General features: G+C 31.2%; 13 protein-coding genes and 4 tRNA genes. 1 reads left to right on the top strand and 16 read right to left on the bottom strand.

Translation table 11 applies throughout. The features are described 5' to 3' along the window. Positions 1 to 29: 29 nt before the first annotated feature. The 7 genes from IPM32_17870 to IPM32_17900 all read right to left on the bottom strand — a co-directional run bounded on the left by IPM32_17870 (position 30) and on the right by IPM32_17900 (position 13329). Complete coding sequence (locus IPM32_17870; GenBank protein ID MBK8947118.1) at positions 30 to 2126, bottom strand: tungsten formylmethanofuran dehydrogenase; 2097 nt, start codon at positions 2124 to 2126, stop codon at positions 30 to 32. Between the two features lie 9 nt (positions 2127 to 2135). Continuing rightward, positions 2136 to 2840, bottom strand: coding sequence for a lipoyl(octanoyl) transferase LipB (gene lipB / locus IPM32_17875; GenBank protein MBK8947119.1), 705 nt, complete (start codon positions 2838 to 2840; stop codon positions 2136 to 2138). 108 nt (positions 2841 to 2948) lie between these two features. Further along, positions 2949 to 3623: an endonuclease III gene (locus IPM32_17880; GenBank protein MBK8947120.1), complete on the bottom strand. Its 675-nt coding sequence runs from the start codon at positions 3621 to 3623 to the stop codon at positions 2949 to 2951. Positions 3624 to 3719: 96 nt separating this feature from the next. Next, positions 3720 to 4754: a PorV/PorQ family protein gene (locus IPM32_17885; GenBank protein ID MBK8947121.1), complete on the bottom strand. Its 1035-nt coding sequence runs from the start codon at positions 4752 to 4754 to the stop codon at positions 3720 to 3722. Between the two features lie 53 nt (positions 4755 to 4807). Next, entirely contained in the window at positions 4808 to 8347 is a 3540-nt protein-coding gene (locus tag IPM32_17890; GenBank protein MBK8947122.1) for a hypothetical protein, read from the bottom strand. Between the two features lie 40 nt (positions 8348 to 8387). Further along, complete coding sequence (locus IPM32_17895; GenBank protein MBK8947123.1) at positions 8388 to 11228, bottom strand: TonB-dependent receptor; 2841 nt, start codon at positions 11226 to 11228, stop codon at positions 8388 to 8390. Positions 11229 to 11334: 106 nt separating this feature from the next. Beyond that, positions 11335 to 13329 carry a VCBS repeat-containing protein gene (locus IPM32_17900; GenBank protein MBK8947124.1) on the bottom strand — a complete coding sequence of 665 codons (1995 nt, stop codon included), beginning with the start codon at positions 13327 to 13329 and terminating at the stop codon, positions 11335 to 11337. A 176-nt stretch (positions 13330 to 13505) separates the two neighbouring features. On the opposite strand from IPM32_17900, the gene glmM reads away from it, so the two are divergent. Further along, positions 13506 to 14852: a phosphoglucosamine mutase gene (glmM, locus tag IPM32_17905; GenBank protein MBK8947125.1), complete on the top strand. Its 1347-nt coding sequence runs from the start codon at positions 13506 to 13508 to the stop codon at positions 14850 to 14852. 69 nt (positions 14853 to 14921) lie between these two features. Here the strand turns inward: glmM and IPM32_17910 are convergent, their stop codons facing one another. From IPM32_17910 to IPM32_17950, 9 genes are all read right to left on the bottom strand, one after another. Then, positions 14922 to 15827, bottom strand: a complete 906-nt coding sequence (locus IPM32_17910) for a DUF58 domain-containing protein (GenBank protein ID MBK8947126.1) — start codon at positions 15825 to 15827, stop codon at positions 14922 to 14924. 5 nt (positions 15828 to 15832) lie between these two features. Then, positions 15833 to 16336, bottom strand: coding sequence for a tetratricopeptide repeat protein (locus tag IPM32_17915; GenBank protein ID MBK8947127.1), 504 nt, complete (start codon positions 16334 to 16336; stop codon positions 15833 to 15835). A gap of 82 nt (positions 16337 to 16418) precedes the next feature. After that, positions 16419 to 17372 carry a radical SAM protein gene (locus IPM32_17920; GenBank protein MBK8947128.1) on the bottom strand — a complete coding sequence of 318 codons (954 nt, stop codon included), beginning with the start codon at positions 17370 to 17372 and terminating at the stop codon, positions 16419 to 16421. A gap of 409 nt (positions 17373 to 17781) precedes the next feature. Then, positions 17782 to 18723 carry an LD-carboxypeptidase gene (locus IPM32_17925; GenBank protein ID MBK8947129.1) on the bottom strand — a complete coding sequence of 314 codons (942 nt, stop codon included), beginning with the start codon at positions 18721 to 18723 and terminating at the stop codon, positions 17782 to 17784. A gap of 104 nt (positions 18724 to 18827) precedes the next feature. After that, the gene (locus IPM32_17930) at positions 18828 to 19631 is read right to left on the bottom strand and encodes a 1-acyl-sn-glycerol-3-phosphate acyltransferase (protein ID MBK8947130.1); all 804 of its coding nucleotides are present in this window, start codon (positions 19629 to 19631) and stop codon (positions 18828 to 18830) included. 121 nt (positions 19632 to 19752) lie between these two features. Beyond that, positions 19753 to 19827: transfer RNA gene (locus tag IPM32_17935), tRNA-Glu, on the bottom strand. A gap of 13 nt (positions 19828 to 19840) precedes the next feature. Further along, positions 19841 to 19914, bottom strand: a tRNA-His gene (locus IPM32_17940). A 38-nt stretch (positions 19915 to 19952) separates the two neighbouring features. After that, positions 19953 to 20026, bottom strand: a tRNA-Arg gene (locus IPM32_17945). Positions 20027 to 20052: 26 nt separating this feature from the next. Then, a tRNA-Pro gene (locus IPM32_17950) sits at positions 20053 to 20127 on the bottom strand. Positions 20128 to 20177 lie beyond the last annotated feature (50 nt).

Genomic DNA, 20177 nt, shown 5'->3' on the forward strand with positions numbered 1-20177 from the left:
GACTTCTCAGAATGACTAAATATTATAAATTAATATTCTAAAAGCTTTTTTAATTCATTATAAATTTTATTTCTGGATGGAAGAATTTCTCTTTCCAATTTTGGATGAAATGCAATCGGTGTATCCAATGCTGCATAACGTTTTACGGGACCATCCAAATATTCAAAACATTCTTCTGCAATCCTCGATGCAATTTCTGCACCAAATCCGGCAGTTAAAGTATCTTCATGAATTACCATAACTTTTCCCGTTTTTTTAACAGAGTTAAAAATTGTTTCAACATCAAGTGGATTTATCGTTCTAATATCAATGATCTCAACTGAATAACCTTCCTCGGTTAAAATTTTTGCAGCAAATTCAGTTTCATGAACCATTGCTCCGTAAGTTATAACAGAAATATCATCACCTTCTCTAGTAATATTTGCTTTTCCGAATGGAACTAGATAATCAGCATCAGGCTCGGGTTTTGTTGCATAACTTTGTCGATATAAACCTTTATGCTCAAGAAATAAAACCGGATCATTTAATCGAAGTGCAGTTTTCAGTAATCCTTTTGCATCAGCAGCGTTTGATGGATAAGCGATTAGCAATCCCGGCATGTGTGCAAAGAATGCTTCAATATTTTGGCTATGATACAATCCGCCATTAATATATCCGCCTACTGCAACTCGAATTACAACCGGCGCTTCAAAACCATTATTTGATCTATATCTTAACATAACAAGTTCATCTCTAATTTGCATAAAAGCAGGCCATATATAATCACCAAACTGAATTTCAACACAAGGTTTTTTTCCGCCAATTGCCATACCGATTGCAACCCCTAAAATACTTGCTTCTGCTAATGGTGAATTGAAAACTCTTTCATTCCCAAATTTAGTCGATAAACCTTTGGTAGCTGTAAACACACCACCTTTTCCATCTGCAACATCTTCTCCGAAAACATAAATTTTACTGTTCCGCTCCATTTCTTCCCGCAATGCATGGTTTATTGCATCAACCATAACAATCGGAATTCCTTCAGATTTAAATTCATTATATTTTAATTTATTCTTTTTACCGCTTTCATCATAAACATATTTTTTCACATTTTTCACATCCGGTTCGGGTCTTGTGTAAGCCCAATCAGCTGCATCGTTAACCTTTTTGGTAATATCTTTTTTTAGATTCTCAAAAATTTCTTTTGTAGTTATACCATTTGAAATAAGATAATTCGAAAATTTATTTAATGGATCATTCTGCAAATCTTGTTCAAGAGAATCTTTCGGTCTGTATTTACTTTGGTCATCAGAAGTGGAATGAGAAAATAATCTAATTGTTTTTGCTTCAATTAGTACTGGTCCGTTTCCATGTCGTGCATATTTAAAGGATTTCAGAGCAGTTTCATAAGCTTTGAAATAATCAGTCCCATCAATAGAAAACCTAAGCAAATTCTCGTACCCACTCATCATTTCAGCAACAGAGGCATTTTTTCCAGCAGTTTGATTTTCAACTGGGACTGAGATTGCCCATTTATTATTTTGGATTACAAAAATTACTGGAATTTTTTCGCGGCTTGCCCAGTTTACTGCTTCATGAAATTCACCTTCACTTGTTGTTCCTTCTCCGCTGCTCACATAAGTTACAGAATTTATTCCGGATTTTTTTTGAGCTATTGCAGTTCCAACAGCTTGTAAAAATTGAGTTCCGGTTGGACTAGATTGTGTTGGTACATTAAATTCTTTTGATGCCCAATGACATGACATTTGTCGTCCACCAGTCATAGGATCTTCTTCTTTTGCTAGTTGATGTAAAAGTATATCTTCTATTCTAGTTCCAAGTCCAAGCATAAATGCCATATCTCTATAATATGGATAAGCCCAATCAACTCCTTTATTCATTAACATTCCAAATGCAATTTGTGTTGCCTCATGTCCGGCTGATGGTAAATGAAAATATGATTTCCCTTGCTTCAGCATATTCATGATTTTAACATCCATTGCTCTGGATGTTATCATCAATTTCAGTACTTCAATTAAATTTTCATTTGTTAGAGATTTTTTTCCATTATTTTGGATAGATATTTCTTCGGTTACATTATTATTTTTTTTATCAATTATATTTTTCAACTTTGCCCCGTTTTGCATTTTATACAATTAATTTTTAATCAAATTTTCTAATCCGCTTATTGATAAATTTTCACTTTGCGAATAAGAAAAAACTTGCTGAAAATTTTTCATAATATTTTTTTTTACTTCTTCTAAATTTATAATTTTATTTAACTCCTTACTCAACGAAGTAACTTCTTTATCACTAATGCCACATGGGATAATTCCGTTATAAATATTTAAATCAGTATTAACATTAAAAGCAAATCCATGCATTGTAATCCAACGACTAACCTTAATTCCAATAGCACAAATTTTTCTGTTTTCAATCCAAACTCCCGTGTACTTTTCAATTCTTGAAGGAACTAATCCATAATTATAACAAACTTGCATTAAAACTTCTTCTAAAGAACGTAAATACAAATGTGTATCTTGTTTCCAATTCGCTAGATTTATAATAGAATATCCAACAATTTGCCCTGGACCGTGATAAGTAATATCTCCGCCGCGATCAATTTCAAAAACATCTATACTTTTTTCATTCAAAATTTTTTCATCGTAAAGGAGATTTTTCTTATCGGCAACTTTACCTAAAGTATATGTATTGGGATGTTCACAAAGAAAAAAAATATCATTTATTCTATCATGAGTTCTCAGCTCAAAATATTTTTTTTGAATATCCCATGCATCTTGGTATTTAATCAATCCTAAATCGCAAATCAGTAATTTTCTTTCTGCGAATTTGTTTTCCATAATTTCTATTTGATTTAAGAAATGATCCCGATAGTTGTATTCTAATTATCGATAAATATAATGAACATTAACAAGAAAACAAATTAGATGAAAAGAGGTTTAAGTCCGTTAAATATTGTCTAAAAGCATAAACGATTTTTCTTTCAATTGAATTTTCTCATTAAATTTTTTTTGATCAAACATACATTTTTTTTCAATCGGACAAATTTCACAATTGTAATTTTTTGGTTTACAAATTTCTCTTCCCAATCTTATCAAATTTTTATGAAGTGAGTGAGCAATTCCTTTAGTTAAATTTTTATTTATCTCAAAAAATGTTTTATCCGGTGACGTTGTTTTAATTACACCAATTCTATTAAGTGTTCTATGCACATGCGTATCAACGGGACAAATATTTTTATCAAGTGAAAAAAGTAATACGCAGCTTGCAGTTTTAACACCAATTCCTTTAAAATTTGTTAAATATTTTATTGCTTCTTCCTCACAAATTTTTTTAAAAATATTCATTTTATAGTTATGATCATTAACATATAACTTTTCCAATAAATTTTTAATTGCAGTTGCTTTCTGAATTCCTAATCCAGCAATTTTAATTTCATTTTCAATTTTGTATAATTCCGAATTTCTAACTTCATCCCAATCTTTAAAATTATTTTTTAGATTTTGAAAAGCCCGAAATGAATTTTTATCATTTGTATTTTGTGAGAGAATTGTCGCAATAAGAAGATCAATTGGTTTGGGTAATTTTTTTGGTCTTTCCGGAATTCCAAATTTTCCAATAATAGTGCATTTATTTCTTTGAGAATTTTCATTTTAAAATTGTGAGGATAAAAAAAATCCTCATTAAAATTTCATAATGAGGATTAAAAACAAATATTATTAGAAAATTAAACCAATATCAAAATATTGAATATTTTTCAAACGATTGTAATCTGCATAAGCATAGTTGAAAGTAAATTCAAGTTCCGGAGTAATATTGTAATTTATTCCAAATCCAAGTGTTAAACCTTGTTCGCTGTTTGGTAAAAATATTGATTTATAACCGCCTCTTAAAAACACCATATTATTATATCCAAATTCAAAACCGGAATTTAAATATTCTTTATTATCATTTGGATGGACTGCATCAACTGCAGCTTTTAATCTAAAAAATCTTGTGTCCAACAAATTCATTGCCAAACCAACTTTAAAATTTAGCGGAAGATCATTTTTTTCAGTTGCATAATTTCCCGGAATATTATTTGGACCAGATTCTGGAGTTTCATTTGGATCAACATTTATCTGTAAATCTCTTCCGGATAATTGCATTTTTGTTCCAAAATTATTGAAGCTTGCACCAATTACCAAATCATTAAAAGGTGTTACATAATATGTGCCAACATCTAAAGCAACTCCGCTTGCTGATGAATTCCAAATTGATTCTTGAATATATTTCACTTGAAATCCAATAGAAAATCTATCTGTTAAACTTCTTGCATAACCAACACCAATAACCAAAGAATTTGCATCCCAAGTTCTGCCATCGCCTTCGGGATAATCAAATGTTCTTACTTCATCTTTAGGAACTTGCAAAGATGAAAAAGTTGCAAACAATGTTCCAAGTCCATCTACATTTATTGAACCAGCAGCAAAATCGTAATTTACATCAGCAAGCCATTCGGAGTGATTAAACGCAACTTGGCTATTTCCTTTGGATTTTGTAATTCCAGCAGGATTGAAGTAAACAGAATAAATATCGTCGCTTACGCCAACATAAGCGCTTCCCATTCCAAGCGATCTTGCACCGGGAGAAATTTTAAGAACAGAAGCAGCTGTTGTTCCTACTCTTGTTATTTCTTGATCAACTTGAGCATGAATGAAATTTGTAAAAAGTATAGATGCAAGTATTAATAAATATTTTTTGTTTATAATCATTGTTTTCTCCAACAATTCAGCAATATATTTCAAAAGCTTAAAATTTTTGTCAACTATTTTATTACTCCAAATCTTCCAATTTTTTCACCAACTCCGGGTGAATCAACATGATAAATATAAACTCCGTAAGAAATTCTCATTCCTTCCGAGCTTAACAAATCCCAATAAGAAATACTACCATTATCATCTTTTTCAATTGTATCAACAAGTTCACCGGTTAAAGTATAAATTCTAATTGTACAAACCGGGGGAAGATTTCTAAATTGCAATTCTCTTTCACCTCGTTTTATTTGCGTTCTACCGGGATTCTCTGATGAACTATATGCCACATAAGGATTAGGAACTACATAAACATCGTTTAATAATTTATCGGAATTTGAAGCAGCAAATTCAGCTTTTTTTGTACTGAAACTATATTCATCTCCTGCTTCAAAAGGTTTATCTGTAACAAGTTTATAAATATCTCCAGCTCTTGGTAAAATATGCTCAGTAACATCGGGTCTTAATTTAAGATCAATTTGATATGAAGTTGTTGCATCTGTAGCACCTTGTGGTTGCAATGTTATTGCTTCACCCCAATCCCATCTTCCATTAAAGTTTTCTTGATCAGTTACAAAAGTTGCATCTTCTTCAGAATAAAAATTGGGAGCTTTTTCTATAATGTATTTAATTCTAAATGGCGCAATAACCGGACCTAACAAAGTCTGTAAAGTATCTCCATTTGCCCAACTGCCGTTAGCGAGTGTATCTGTATTATTCCATCTAATTTCCCAATCAGCTCTAACTTTAATTTTATCACCACCAATTAAAGGAGGAAAAAGTACTCTACTATCAATAGTAATTGCTGAATTTGTAATAAACCTTGATTCACTAATATTCGGATTTAATTCATCTTCCTGAACAAAAACACGCATGCCATCAAATACATTATTTCCATCTTCGCTATTTACATAACTGCTTTGGTAAATCGGGTAATATTTATAGCTTATTGTGTAAACATTTCCTTCAGGTAAATCTGCAGAAGTATTTCCGGCAATTTGCCCTCTTTCAATATTAACTGAATAATTTGTAGAAGGAATTGTTGTGCCATTTTGGTCTTTTACAACTATTGATTCTTCAACTATATTTTTATGACGAAGTGAAACTAATACAGTTCCTTTGGAAGTAAAATTATAACTAACTCCGGTTTCATCTAAAACATTATAAGAATTTTCCGAATCAAAATTAATTTTGTAGGATTTATCGGGAACTGAAAGTTCGTCTAAAACTTCTAAAAATATTTCTCCAGTTGAATTGCCTATTAACTGATTAGGTTTTCCACCAATACCAACTTCCGAATTCTTAATTCCGTTTGCCATTGGACCCGGAATTACTGCCAAAGTATTTAAATCAAAAATTAAATTTCCGGTTGTTGGATCTTGTTGAATTACTGCTTGTGTTTCTGTTGGAGGTAGATCGTCTGTTCCTCTATCATAAGCAACAACAGCATAATAATATTTAATTCCATTCTGGACAGTTGAATCAACATATTCGTGAACCAATCCAGTATTACTGCCCAAATTATATCTAATACCTCGGCCTACATATTCAATTCCAGCGAGCCCGGAATATTCATTTACTAAATCAAATTGAGCTGGTTCACCAGAATTAACGTCAAAAAGAGCTTGTCCTAAATACGGGATTCCGTTAGCATCTGTAATTGTAAAAACATCAGAAAAATTGTAATCTCTACTTCTATAAATTTTATAACCTTCAAAATCTTGCTCACCGGTTAATGGATCAATCGACACTTCTGATTTTGTATCCCAATATAATGTTACTTTTCCATCACCGGTGACTGCTGTAACTGTTGGTTTATCCGGTGGTTGTGCAAATTGATAATCTGCTTCAAGAATTCTAACTGAAGTTGTTGCGTTTAATTTTAAATCATTTAAATCTTCTCCTAGTAGAATAACCATAGAAAATCTTTGTGATTCTCCTTTTTCTAAAACCATTGGACCAGTGGAAAATGCAAAAATATTATCTCCTGCTGATTGCAAAAATTCTTGATTTGGATCAATTTCCGGTTTGGTTAACCAACTCCAAATTATTTCATCATCCTTTGGATCAACAAGACCCCAGCCATTTACCGTAAATCCAGTCAATCCTAATTGATCAGATTCCGAAATATCTCTAAAGCCAAAGTTTGGTTCAGAGCCAGCCCATTTTTTCCCTAAACTCCAATCATCTGTTAAAGTACCAATTTCGTTATCATCAAATATTCCATTATTATCAAAATCACTATACCATGCTTGTGATGGAATTCCGTCTCCTTCACCATAATCTTTGCCGGGATAATTTGGCGAATCCGGTCCTATTCCATCAATACCAACATCGTTTTTTTCCGGATCCCAATCACCGTCTTCATCTCCAGACCATCTTGCTTTTGGAGCTCCGTAAGTTTTGGTGTATTGTTCAACATCTGAAATTCCAGTTATTAGAGGAACAATTGTACCATCAATATATTCACCTTTGTTTTGGAAGGGTGATTCATCAGTAATTCCATCATCGTCATTATCATTTATATCATCATCTAAAGACGGTGATTCAAGAAATTTCCAGCCAAAATAACCAGGTCTTTTACCACCTCTGCCTTTAAAATCAGCATCCCAGCCATAAACCATGCTTCTTTCTCTTTGCTCAAATTTATCAGCCAATTCTCCTTTGGGCGGAATAAAAAATGCCATATCATCACCCGTATCACCAACCCCGCCAATGTGTGGGTCACCAAACATTCCCATATAAAAATTGCCAAGATCACGATCACTTGCATTTGTAACTTGGTAAACAGTAAATATTAAATCTTCTGCTAAAGGATTGTTAAATTGTAGAATTCTAACGTCTGCATCTAAACCCAAACCGCCTTTTGTGGCATCTGCATCAAACGGAAGATACTTGCCAATAAATTCATGATTTGAATAATCATCAATCGCAAAATAAACTTCTTCATCAGGAGCTGTTGATGCATCTCCTAAAAATGCAGGCCATAAATATTTTCCTGCACCTGGTGAATACCAGCTTTCGGGCCAAGAATCCGGTTTACCGTCTCCATCAGAATCCGCAGCATTTAATGATGCAACTTCATTTTGGTCTGGATCACTGTATGCTGCCTTGGGCAGCCATCCCCATTTTTGCTTTCCTGAGGCATCATAATCTCCTTCTGATGGTGAAACATGAGAATCGCTTATTATACTTACTGAATCTCCTTGAATTGTTGGAACTCTTGCACCGGCAATCAAACCAAATTCATATCCATAACCAAGTCCGTTCCAAACTAAATCTTCAATATCAGCTAGTCCACCGGGACGACAAACTGATCCATAATTAAAAAGTTGTGTTTGAATTTTATTTCCTTTAATAATAATGGATTTTATTTCATCAGTTTCACCGGTTATTTTATTTAACCTTGGACCAAATAAATTTCCATATAGCCGTTCAAATTCTTCCGGAGAAGTTATTTTTGTTCTTGGCTCTTTTGCTTTTTCAACAGTTTGACTAAATAATGGAATTACCAAAATTAGCATTAAAATGAAAACCAATATTTTTATTTTCATTACTTTTCCCAATTAAATTTCTTTGTTACAATTCATTTTTCTAATTAAATAATATTGAAAAACCTAATCTTATTTCTCTTGGCAAACTTACTCTTTCCTCTCTGCTGTAATAATTATCTAAGTAAGAAATGTTAAATAATCCCGGATCATTTAATATTCTTCTTCTTAAATCAGCAAATTGACTTGCATTAATTTTTTCTTCAGCATTATTCAAAGCTTCACCGGAACTTGCCCAAACATATCTTTGATTTTGTGTATCAAATAAATTTTTTACTTGTACAAAAATTGAAAAATCGAATGGATCTATTGTAAAGAATTTTTCAATTTTTAAATCAACATTCCACTGAAATGGTTTGTTTGCAGAAGTTTGTTCATAAGTAATTGTTGATAAAGTTGGCGGAAGTGCTGGTGTATATGGAGTTCCGGTTTGTAAAGTATAGACAATTCCAGCCGACCAATTTCTTGATTCTGATAATGTAATTGTTCCGTTAATTAAATGTGATCTATCAAAACTAAGCGGTACCAAATAAGTTTCAGTTTGCTTTCCTGCAGATTCACTAAAAAATAAATCTTCTTCTGGTTCGGTTCTATTTCCTTCAGCAATTTGATAAGTATAATCCAAAGTTGCAGAAAATAAACTCCCAGGTGCTTGTCTTTTTATAAATGATAAAGTTAACCCCTTTACGTTTGCATAAGAAAGATTTGTTAAAACTTGATACTCTCTTGCATTTTGAGAATAAACAGTTTGAGTATAAATATAATCTCTCACATCTTTGTAGAACCCGGTTAAATCAAATTTGAAATCATCAGTTAATTGCTGTTGCAAACCTACTTCATATTGAATTGATCTTTCGGGATTAACATTTGCATTTCCAAATCTTGCAACTGTAGAAATATTTTCAACTTCCCAAATAAGATTGCGATATAAACTTGATAAAGATCCAATTTGATAAAAATGACCATAAGAAAATCTTATTACACCTCTATCTGTAATTGGATATGAAACGCTTAATCTTGGTGAAAACATATGTTTAACTTCTGCATCAGCTACATATTGTGTTAAATTACCGCTTTTTTGATCATCAATATCTTGAGATAAATTATAATTATATTTTTCTGCAGGATCAAAATATTCATATCTTAATCCAGCATTTAAAATAAGTGTTTTCGCCAATTCAATTTTATCTTGGATATATGCTGCAAATTGAGTTGGACTTACTTCAAAATTATCTACTTCAGGATCTAAAACATTTTTGTATTGAACATTATCGCCATATAATAAATCGCTTGGACTTAAAATTGTATTATCCAATTTCAGAAAATCTAACGTAAAAGCTTCCCTTTGCAAATTATGTTTTCTAAATTCAAATCCTGCTTTAACTTCATGTATATTAAATAGTTGAGAAACAATATCGCCTTTTAATGTAAAAGTTTTGGTTGTTCTATCTGATCTATAATTATCAGTTCCACCGGAATAATAAATTGTTGTTCCAATTGTTTGACTATAAAAATTTGGTAAGTAACGTTTATTATTATAATCTTCATACAAATAATATTTTGCATTATTCCAAGAATATGAACCTTTTAGTGTGTAGAATGTTGAATTACTTAAAGTATGCGTTAAATCTAATGAATGTACGAGTCCTGTACTATAATTAGTTCCTAAACCATCCGGATTAAATAAATATTGTCGTCCTCTTGTTAAATCATATCCCGGTCCAAATGCACTTGATTGTGATTTATCAAAAACAAGCTCATATTTTACTTTTATTAGTGAGTTAAAATTATGACTAATATTAGCTTGAATATTCCAATCTTGAGAAGGATCCATTGCAACTAATGAATTATCTCCGGTCGGTAATCCATTACTTGTTTTCGAATACGGATTAAAAAAATATGGTTCACTTGCGTCACCACTTCTTGGGTCCGTACTTTCAAATGCTTCTGCAGTTAGATAAGAATCTGTAGTATTATATAATCTTTGACCATAATAAATCCCTTTATCATCTTCAAATATTCCGGAAATAAAAAACTTTGTATCATTTGAGTATGGGATTTTTCCACCAAAAGTAAATTCCATACGCTTTCTATTTAATGGATCAAAATCCTCAATATTCTTAAACAAATCTTTGTTAGCCGATAAATATTCACCAGCATAACCTCTTAAACTAAAACTTAATTTATCTCCACCTTCTCTTGTAACGTAATTTACAACTCCGCTTAGTGCGTTGCCAAATTCAGCACCAAAAGTTCCGGTTGAAACAGAAACTTCTTGAACTGCATTTGTTGCAACCCCAACTGCTTTAGAATTTCCGTATGGATCATTTATTGAAAGTCCATTGATTTGATAAGCAACTTCATTATCTCTTCCGCCTCTAACGTGTAAAGTTCCGTCATCATTTTGAACAACGCCGGCTTGAAGTTTAATTACATCTGCAATATTATCAACGGGAAGAATATCCAAAGTTTCAGAATTTATTGCAACTGTGGGATTTGTTAAATCTTGACGGATCAACGGATTTCTTTCACCTTGAACAATTACTGCATCCATTTCAATCGCACCGGAAGGAAGTGAAAAGTCTATTGCTGTTGTGAATCCAACATTTACTCTTACATTGGTTCTTGTTACTTTTTGATAACCAATATAGGAAGCTGTAACCGTATAAACCGCTGGAGGAACATTGAGAATTACAAAATTTCCGTCAATATCTGTTGCAGCTCCAATGGAAGCGCCCTCAATAAAAACATTGGCAAACGGAATGCCATCTCCGGTTGCAGCATCAAGAACTTTGCCCATAATTTTTCCAGTAGATTGAGCAAAAATTGATGTAAATGAAATGAATGATAAAATAATTAAAAATTGAAACAATTTGTTTTTCATAAAATCTCCGGCTCAACTGTAGTTGATTTGAAGTTTGAGTCTTGATGCAGATTATAAATTAATTTTTTCACAGCTGAAAAATAATTCCAGCTGTGAATATCAAAATTTATTTCAAAACAGTCATTTTAATTGATTTAGAAAAATTACCAAATATTAATTTTGCAATGTAATTTCCGCTTGAAACACTATTTCCGTAATTATTGGTTCCATCCCAAATAACTTGATGATTCCCTTTTTTATAGTTCTTTAAATCTATTATTGATTTAACTTCTTGTCCCAACATATCATAAATTTTAAGAGAAATTTGTTTATCAACCGGTAAAGTAAAATTAATTGTTGTAGATGGATTAAACGGATTTGGATAATTTTGATTTAGTTCATAATCATCGGGAGAAATAATTCCATATTTATTTTCCTTCAAACCAACCGCATTACCGGTATATTCTAAAACTCGAATTGGTTGTCTGTATGGATTGTAAATTTTATGTGATTGTTCAAGATTAAGAATCCATTGACCAACTCCGGATGTATCAATCCAATCATAAATATTTATACTTACTGAATCATAAATACTTTGCTGAGCTAAAACTATTTCTAAATTTCCGTCTTTATCAAGATCAACATTATCAGCAAAAATGTAAGAAGTAAATGGAGTTTCTTTTTTCAAAGTATCAATAACAGATGGATCAAATCCAATTGGAGTTTCAACAACTTCCATTGAATCTGTTCCGGCATATAGAGTATCTAGTTTGTAAGTTACTTTTCCATTATAAATTTCCCAAGTCGCAAATCCTTCATTACCTTGACCATTAAATACAACATTTAAATCATAAGAACTTCTTTCAAGTAAACTTCCTTCACCTTTATATTGGATTGCAACTAGATTTAAACCAGTTCCACCACCAGTATAAAGCTCATCTTTTCCATCTTTATTTAAATCACCTTTTACAATTGGCCAAAGTTCCACAGCAGTTTTACCGGCAAGCTCTGCAATTTCTGAACTTTTTATAATTTCAGCATAATTTTGCGTTTGAGAATCATTGGTCCAAATATTTTCTCCGGAAACAGTATTAGGAAAACTTATAACAGCTACAGCATGTGCATTTCCATATTGAGTCCCGTAAATTTCATCTTTGCCATCTCCATCAACATCGGCTGCTCTGGCTCCAAAATAACTAACTGCGTCAACTGCACAATATTCATGATAAACGCCTTTAGCTTTAGCATCGGCATTATCTGTGGCAGATGGATACGAATATGAATTAGGTCCGTTAACTCCAATCGACCAAAATCCATAATTATTAAATGTATGATTAACTATTTCCAATTTTCCATCACCATTAATATCACAAGGTTCAGCATTCCAAAATGAACCTCCGGCTCCCCAATCACCACCATTTGTTTGAACTGTTGGCTTACCGCCTTCAATTGAAATATTTGCAAAACCGGGGAATGTAAATGTTACTCCTATTATTAAAACATCTTGTCTCGGATCATCTCCATGCGGAATTAATTCAGTTCTACCGTCTCCATCAAAATCATAGACCGTTAAAACTTCTCTCGTAAATCTAGTTCCTTCTCTACCTCCAGCTGCTTCTATCATTGTTGGTGTAATAGAAAATGCTGGAGCTGAGCCCCAAGTAGTGCCGTTCCATTCATAAATTGCAATTCTTCCTAAACTTCCATCTTGATTTACAAAATTTGCTTGTTCAAAAATAATTTCTTTTTTTCCATCTCCGTCACAATCACCAACCTGAATATATCTTGGAGTAGAACCGCTTGATGAAGTTGCTGCTGGCGATGACCAGACAACCTCAAGCAATGAATCTTGAGTTACTTCAAGAACGTGAACTCTTCCGCCGTTTATATAATCTGTAGCAAGTACTTCTTGATCTCCATCACCATCTGCATCTGCAACCACAACTCTTCTAACACCAAGTTGACTGTTAATGCCTGGATATGGGTAATATGGTGATAAAGTATCTTCAGATGCTTCCACAGTGTATATTGATGTCTGCTTTGCGGTAATAGGTTGAGTTTGAGCAAAAAGTGTTGAGAATGAAATTAAAATAATCAAAATTAAAAAATAAAATTTCTGCATAAAGCCCCCGATTTTCACTCTAATAATTGTTATTTTTATAAAATAAGAAAATACAATCATTTATTTTCTTATGCAATATAAAAACCTAAAAAGGTTTATGATATAAATCATTTTGAATTTTATCACCCTTTCTCTTAATTATTATTCAAATTAGAAAAAATTTTTAAGGAGTATCAATGCCAACTTTAATGGTAAGTGTTTCCGGAATTCGCGGATTAGTCGGTGATGGTCTAGACCCTAACACAATTGTAAAATATGCATCAGCTTATGCAGATTTTTGCGGAACCGGAAAAATTGTAATTGGTTCCGATGGAAGAATTTCCGGCAATATGGTTAAACAAATTTTAATTGGAACATTATTGGCAAAAGGAAATGATATAATAGATATCGGAATTTGTCCAACCCCAACAGTTTTATACAATGTTACAAAACTTGGCGCAGTCGGCGGAATTCAAATATCAGCAAGTCATAATCCAAATGAATGGAATGCATTAAAGTTGCTGAATTCTAAAGGAGAATTTATGACTCCCGAAGAAAATAAAATTATGTTGGATAAATTGGAAACATCAAATAATTATAAAAAATGGAATGAGCTTGGCACACTTACTTCATATGATGATGGCTTAAAAAATCATGTTGAAAACGTTTTAAAATTAGTTGATATAGATTTAATAAAATCCAAAAAGTTTAAAGTTGTTCTGGATTGCGTAAACGGTGCCGGAAGTTTTGTAATGCCGAAATTTTTAACTGATTTAGGATGTGAAATAATAAAAATTAATTGCGAAACGACCGGAATTTTCCCTCGTTTGCCGGAACCAATTCCAGAAAATTTAACAGAAACAATGAAATTTGTAAAAGAGCAAAATGCAGATTTGGCTATTGTTGTTGATCCGGATGTTGATAGATTAGTTTTAATCACTGATAAAGGTGAACCGTTTATTGAGGAAAATACGATTACACTTTCTGCAAAACATGTACTTTCAAAAGCAAAAGGAAATGTGGTTGTAAATTTATCAACAACAAGAGCAATTGATGAGGTTGCTTCAGCGGAAGGTTGCAAAGTTTTTAGATCTCCGGTCGGTGAAGCAAATGTTGTAAAATTAATGAAAGAAGTTAATGCAGTAATTGGTGGTGAAGGAAGCGGAGGAGTAATTTATCCCGAACTTCATTATGGAAGAGATGCTTTGGTTGGAACAGTTTTAACTCTTGAACATTTGGCGGAACAAAACAAAAAACTTTCTCAAATTAAAGATGAATTGCCAAAATATTTTATTGCGAAGAAAAAAATAGAATTGGGAAATGTTAATCCGGAATTAATAATTGAGCAAATCAAGGATAAATATAAGAATGAAAAAGTGAATACGGATGACGGTTTGAGAATTGATTTTGAAAGTCACTGGGTTCATTTTAGAAAATCAAATACGGAACCGATTATTAGATGTATTGCGGAAGCAAAAACTGAAGAAGAAGCTAATTTATTTATCGATAAATATTTTGGTGAAATTAAAGAATTGATGAAATAATTATTTTTATTGTAGGCGCAAGCTTCAGCTTGCGTTTTTATAGCCGCAGCTTAAAAGCTGCGGCTACATTTAATTTAGTCTTTGCCGTTTTTTGAAAAAATTCATTAGGGCTAAATCATAAGATGAAGTTGTTTCTATCAAATTATAATCATAACCAAGTTTTGTACATCCGTTTTTAATTTCACTTAAGTAATTCTGCATCGAATCATAATAAGATTTTTGAATTTGAATAGGCTGGGTTGTAATTTCTTCATTCGTTTCAATATCAACAAAAATCGAATCTTTTTCAAAATTGAATTTAATTTCGCTTGGATCTAAAACATGGAAAATAATTACTTCATTTTTTTTGAAATAAAATTTCTTTAATGAATTTAAAATTTCTTCTGGGTTATCAAGAAAATCCGAAATAATAATTACTAATCCACGTTTTGTAATTTTTTCCGCAATTGAATTTATTGAAGTAGAAGTTTTTGTTATGCTATTTGGAGTAAATTTTTCAATCTCGGTAAGTAATTGTTTTAAATATGTTCTTTTAGATTTTGGCGATAAATAACTTTTAACTTCACTTGAATAAAGTGCCAATCCAACAGCATCTTGTTGTTTTAATAAAAGATATATAAAACTTGCAGCTAAAATTTTTGCATATTCAAATTTAGAAATTTCACTTTCTTTTTTATAATCCATTGATTTGCTTGTATCAAGAATTATGTGCGCTAAAAGATTTGTTTCTTCTTCATATTGCTTAATAAAATATTTTTCACTTTTTGCAAAAACTTTCCAATCTAAATTTTTAATTGAATCACCTTGCATGTAAGGTCGGTGCTGACTAAACTCAACGCTGAAACCGTGGTAAGGACTTTTATGATATCCAACCATAAAACCTTCAACCACAGTTCTGGCTTTTAATTCAAGAGTTTTTAATTTTGCAATTACAGAAGGATTTAAAAGTTTAGAAAAATCATTTTGCTTTTTCATCAAATTTATAAAACGTTTTGATTTCTCAAAATATCTTCCGGCGCTCTGCCTAAATTTTTTAATTCCATTTTTGCATCATCAGCCAAATCTCCATTCGGAAATTTTTCCAAATATAATTTGTAAGTTTTTTCTGCTAACGGGAAATTTTTAATTTCATTCGCAAGAATAAAAGCCGACATAAAAATTGAGTTTTCTGCTAATTTAGAATTTGGATATTCTTCATAAATTTTTTTGTATGATTCAACTGCTTTATTCAATGATTCCATTGGTTTTACATTTTTTATTACTTGACCTTGATAGAGTTTAGCAATTTCGAAAAGTGACGAGTCTGCAACATTACTTTGAGGATATTTACTAACAATTTCCTCAAATTTTACAACTGCTTCATCATACTTTGCTGATGTTATTAAGTTTCTTGCTTCATCAAAAATTTGTTTCTCGTTGTTTGAACTGCAAAATGCTAATGTAAATAAAGAAATTAGAAATAAAAGATTTTTAATTGATTTCATAAATTTTGCCTTGTGTAAAATTAGTAAACAAAAAAATTACGGAATGAATTTTATCAAAGTTTTGAGTTTTATGAAAGGAAAATCAGTTTACGATTTTATCTTTTCTAGCTGAAGTTTTTATTTCGGAAATTTTATTTTTTGTTAAAATTTCATTTCCGGAAATTTCCATAAGTAAAATATTTGCACCAACTTCAAATAATTGCTTTTTTTCATTTCTATCATAAAAATCAATTGAATCCGAGACAATAATATCTGATTTTCTTAATAAAATTCGTGTTACGGCAATAATTTTCTGCATCAACAAAATATTTGTTTTATCAGCATTTTTGAATTTTGAATAGTAACGCGGTACAAACGGAGTATTGAAAATCATTTCCGGTTCGAGAGATTTTAAAAGCAATAAATCATTTACCAAATCTTCTTGAGTCTGATTTGGAAGTCCTACAATATTTCCCGTGCAAATTTTATAACCTAAACGTTTTAGATATTTTAGATTATTAATTCTTTCCTCAAGTTTATTATTTTTATTGAAAAAAGAAAAATTCTCGGAATTTGAAGAATTAAATTTCAGAAGATAATTATCGGCTCCGGCAAATTTCCAAGCGCGGTATTCATCAAAGCCTCTCTGAAGCAAATGAAGCGTAATTTGAATATCATGGTCTTTTTTAATTTTGTAAATTAAATAAGAAATCATATCGGTATCGTAATAACTATCGGAACCGGATTGCAATATTATATTTGAAATATCATTGCTGATTATTTTTTTAATTTTCACAAGAATTTCATCGGGCGAAAGTCTAAATCTTTCCGCAGAAATATTATCTTCGCGTAATTCGCAATAAAGGCAGTTGTTTTCGCAATTATTAGAAAATTGAATTGATGCTATTTTATTTGTAAATCTGCCTAAATAAAGTTCTTTTATCGCTCGAGATTTTTCAAAAAGAATAGATAAATCTTCTTTCGCTTCCAAATTTAAAAGAAAGATTATTTCTTCTTTTGTAATCTCTGTTTTATTTAAGATTTCTAACAAATTCATTTAATTATACAAATTATACGCTTAGTAAAAACATCAAGAAATATACCAGTAAATGATTTATCTGAATTAATTATCAAACTTTACAAATTATTAATTTTGTGCAAAAAATATTTTTTTTAGAATGAATTTTCTGAATGATAATAAAAAATTAAATTTTTAATTGAGTTTGGTTTTTATGTAAGAATATTTCGTTTTTGGTTAAAAATAAAATTCTTCTTCTCAAGAATTTATCCAGATATTATACAATAAAAATTTTTAAAAGGGTTTTGTTAAAATGAAGTGTGTACTTTATTTTGAAATTTGAGATTTGAATTTTGATATTTTTTTATTCTATTTCCTAAAAAAGAGAATTTAGATAGGTAATCTTTTTTATTTAAGAAAATTAAGACAACTTTATACTATAAAATTTTTATAAAACTGCACTTTCCGGAATTTCTACAAATGATCTCGTTGCATTCAAAATACAATTTATGCCGAACGGAATTGTTAGATTTTCTTTTATATGTCCGTGGTTAAAACTATAAATTACCGGAATCTTTAATTTTGCAAAATAATTTTCAATTACTTCATTCAAAGTTATATGATTTTCTTCAGATTTTTTTTCGTAACAATCGACAAATCTACCTAAAATAATACCTTTTACATTTTTAAAAATTTTTGCCAATTTAAGCTGATTTAACATTCTATCAACTCTGTAAGGTTCTTCGCCAATTTCTTCAATAAGCAAAATTGAATTTTTTAATTCCGGAAAATATTCGGTTCCCATAAGTGAAATTAATAACGATAAATTTCCGCCAAGAATTTTTCCTTCTGCTCTTCCAGAATTTAGAATAAAGAATTTCTCATTTCTCGGGTTATGAAGTTTACCAATTTTCTTTGTTGAAGTTAGAACTTTCCAAAAATTTTCTTCTGCAAATTCATTTATTTCTCCGGAAAAATCGCTTGCAACCATTGGTCCGGCAAATGTTACTAATCCCGTTTTATTAAAAATTGATAATTGTAAAGCTGTAATATCACTGTAGCCGACAAATATTTTGGGATTTTTTTTAACAATATTGAAATCAATTTTTTCCAATAATCTTCCGGAACCATAACCTCCGCGAACACAAAAAATTGCTTTTACATTTTTATCAGCAAACATTTCGTGAAAATCATCTAATCTTTCTTTATCCGTTCCAGCTAAATATCCATGTTTTTTACCAACATTTTTACCGATTTTTGTACGATACCCTAACTTTTCTAAATAATTTACTCCGTTTTGAATTGCGTCTAAATTATTTGGAGTTGATGCCGGAGAAATTATTCCGATTAAATCATTTTGCAGAAGTTTTTTAGGTTTTATTGTTTTCATATGAAATCTTTCAAAAAAATTTGTTGAATATATAAAAACTTAAACCTTTTTCCAAAGTTTGATTTGAGTTTAGATAACAAAGATTTTTTAAAAAAATGTAGATTTCACAAAATTAAATCCGTTCTACCCCATTCTACAAATTTAGTTTTTATAAAATTTAGCACAAATTCATGTTGATCGTTTCCGTTTCCTTCAACATTTATCGGTTCGCCAAATTCAAAATGAACTTTTTTACTAACGTCAATTTTACCTAATTCTTTAATTAATTTTCCATTTCCCCAAGCATCAGTAATCAATGCCAAGGGAATTACTGGAACATTATTTTTCTTTGCTAATTTAACACCAAGCGAATTAAATGCAGATTTATCAAAATATGCTGTTCTTGTTTTTTGAGGAAAAATAATTATTGATCTGCCTTTTTGAAGATTTTCCGAACCTTCATCCATTACAATTTTTAAATCTTCACGTGGATTTGTTCTTCCAACAATAATTGGATGTCGAGCAGCAGCAACTGGTCCGAATAATGGAAAATCTACCAATTCCTTTTTAATAACGAAAATTACCGGTTTAATTGGCTGAATAAATGAAGGTAAAAGCAAAGTTTCCATTGTGCTCATGTGATTTCCAATTATAACAGACGGACCTTCAAAACTTGATAAATTTTTCATTCCTTTAACGGTAATTTTTATTCCGATACTTTCAACCGCATGTAAAACAGCTAAGGAAGATGCAACCCAATTATATCTATCATATATATTTTTCTTTGTCTGACCATTTGCAAATTTTACAACTTTAATTAATCTTGAGTAAAAAAGTAAAGAAGATAAAAAAGGTTCTTTTAAATTTGGATTAGTAAAATATTCGTCAGATTTAGCAAGTATTTCCGGATAGTCAGAATAGTTTTTCATTTTTTATTCCATCTAAAAATTGAAATGTAATTTTATAAAAAATTATGAAAATGAAAAGAATAAATGTTAGTAAGAAATTTGGTTTGTATAAAATAAAAAAGCCTTGAAGATTCAAGGCTTTTGGTGACCCCAAGGGGATTCGAACCCCTATTACCGCCGTGAAAGGGCGAGGTCCTAACCATTAGACGATGGGGCCAAAATTTTTTGTGGGTGAGCGATGGGATTTGAACCCATGACCTTCTGGGCCACAACCAGACGTTCTAACCAACTGAACTACGCCCACCATGAAATTTTCCAATAATATTATTATTGTTTTTCATGTACGCCCGAGTGGAATCGAACCACTAACCTACAGCTTAGAAGGCTGTTGCTCTATCCGATTGAGCTACGGGCGCATACAGTTTCCTAAGCTTTGCTCGAGTCGGGGCGGCGGGATTCGAACCTGCGACCTCCTGCTCCCAAAGCAGGCGCGCTAACCGGACTACGCTACGCCCCGTTTACTGCCCATAAAAAAATTTTCATCAACTAAAGAACATTAAAAAATTA

Source organism: Ignavibacteriota bacterium, assembly GCA_016716225.1.
Lineage (GTDB): Bacteria > Bacteroidota > Ignavibacteria > Ignavibacteriales > Melioribacteraceae.

Bases quoted from the DNA above. Each gene is read 5' to 3' on its own strand.
- IPM32_17925 (MBK8947129.1), bottom strand. From the start codon at position 18,723: ATGAAAACAATAAAACCTAAAAAACTTCTGCAAAATGATTTAATCGGA.
- IPM32_17900 (MBK8947124.1), bottom strand. From the start codon at position 13,329: ATGCAGAAATTTTATTTTTTAATTTTGATTATTTTAATTTCATTCTCA.
- IPM32_17930 (MBK8947130.1), bottom strand. From the start codon at position 19,631: ATGAAAAACTATTCTGACTATCCGGAAATACTTGCTAAATCTGACGAA.
- IPM32_17920 (MBK8947128.1), bottom strand. From the start codon at position 17,372: ATGAATTTGTTAGAAATCTTAAATAAAACAGAGATTACAAAAGAAGAA.
- IPM32_17895 (MBK8947123.1), bottom strand. From the start codon at position 11,228: ATGAAAAACAAATTGTTTCAATTTTTAATTATTTTATCATTCATTTCA.
- lipB (MBK8947119.1), bottom strand. From the start codon at position 2,840: ATGGAAAACAAATTCGCAGAAAGAAAATTACTGATTTGCGATTTAGGA.
- IPM32_17885 (MBK8947121.1), bottom strand. From the start codon at position 4,754: ATGATTATAAACAAAAAATATTTATTAATACTTGCATCTATACTTTTT.
- IPM32_17915 (MBK8947127.1), bottom strand. From the start codon at position 16,336: ATGAAATCAATTAAAAATCTTTTATTTCTAATTTCTTTATTTACATTA.
- IPM32_17870 (MBK8947118.1), bottom strand. From the start codon at position 2,126: ATGCAAAACGGGGCAAAGTTGAAAAATATAATTGATAAAAAAAATAAT.
- IPM32_17890 (MBK8947122.1), bottom strand. From the start codon at position 8,347: ATGAAAATAAAAATATTGGTTTTCATTTTAATGCTAATTTTGGTAATT.
- IPM32_17910 (MBK8947126.1), bottom strand. From the start codon at position 15,827: ATGAAAAAGCAAAATGATTTTTCTAAACTTTTAAATCCTTCTGTAATT.
- glmM (MBK8947125.1), top strand. From the start codon at position 13,506: ATGCCAACTTTAATGGTAAGTGTTTCCGGAATTCGCGGATTAGTCGGT.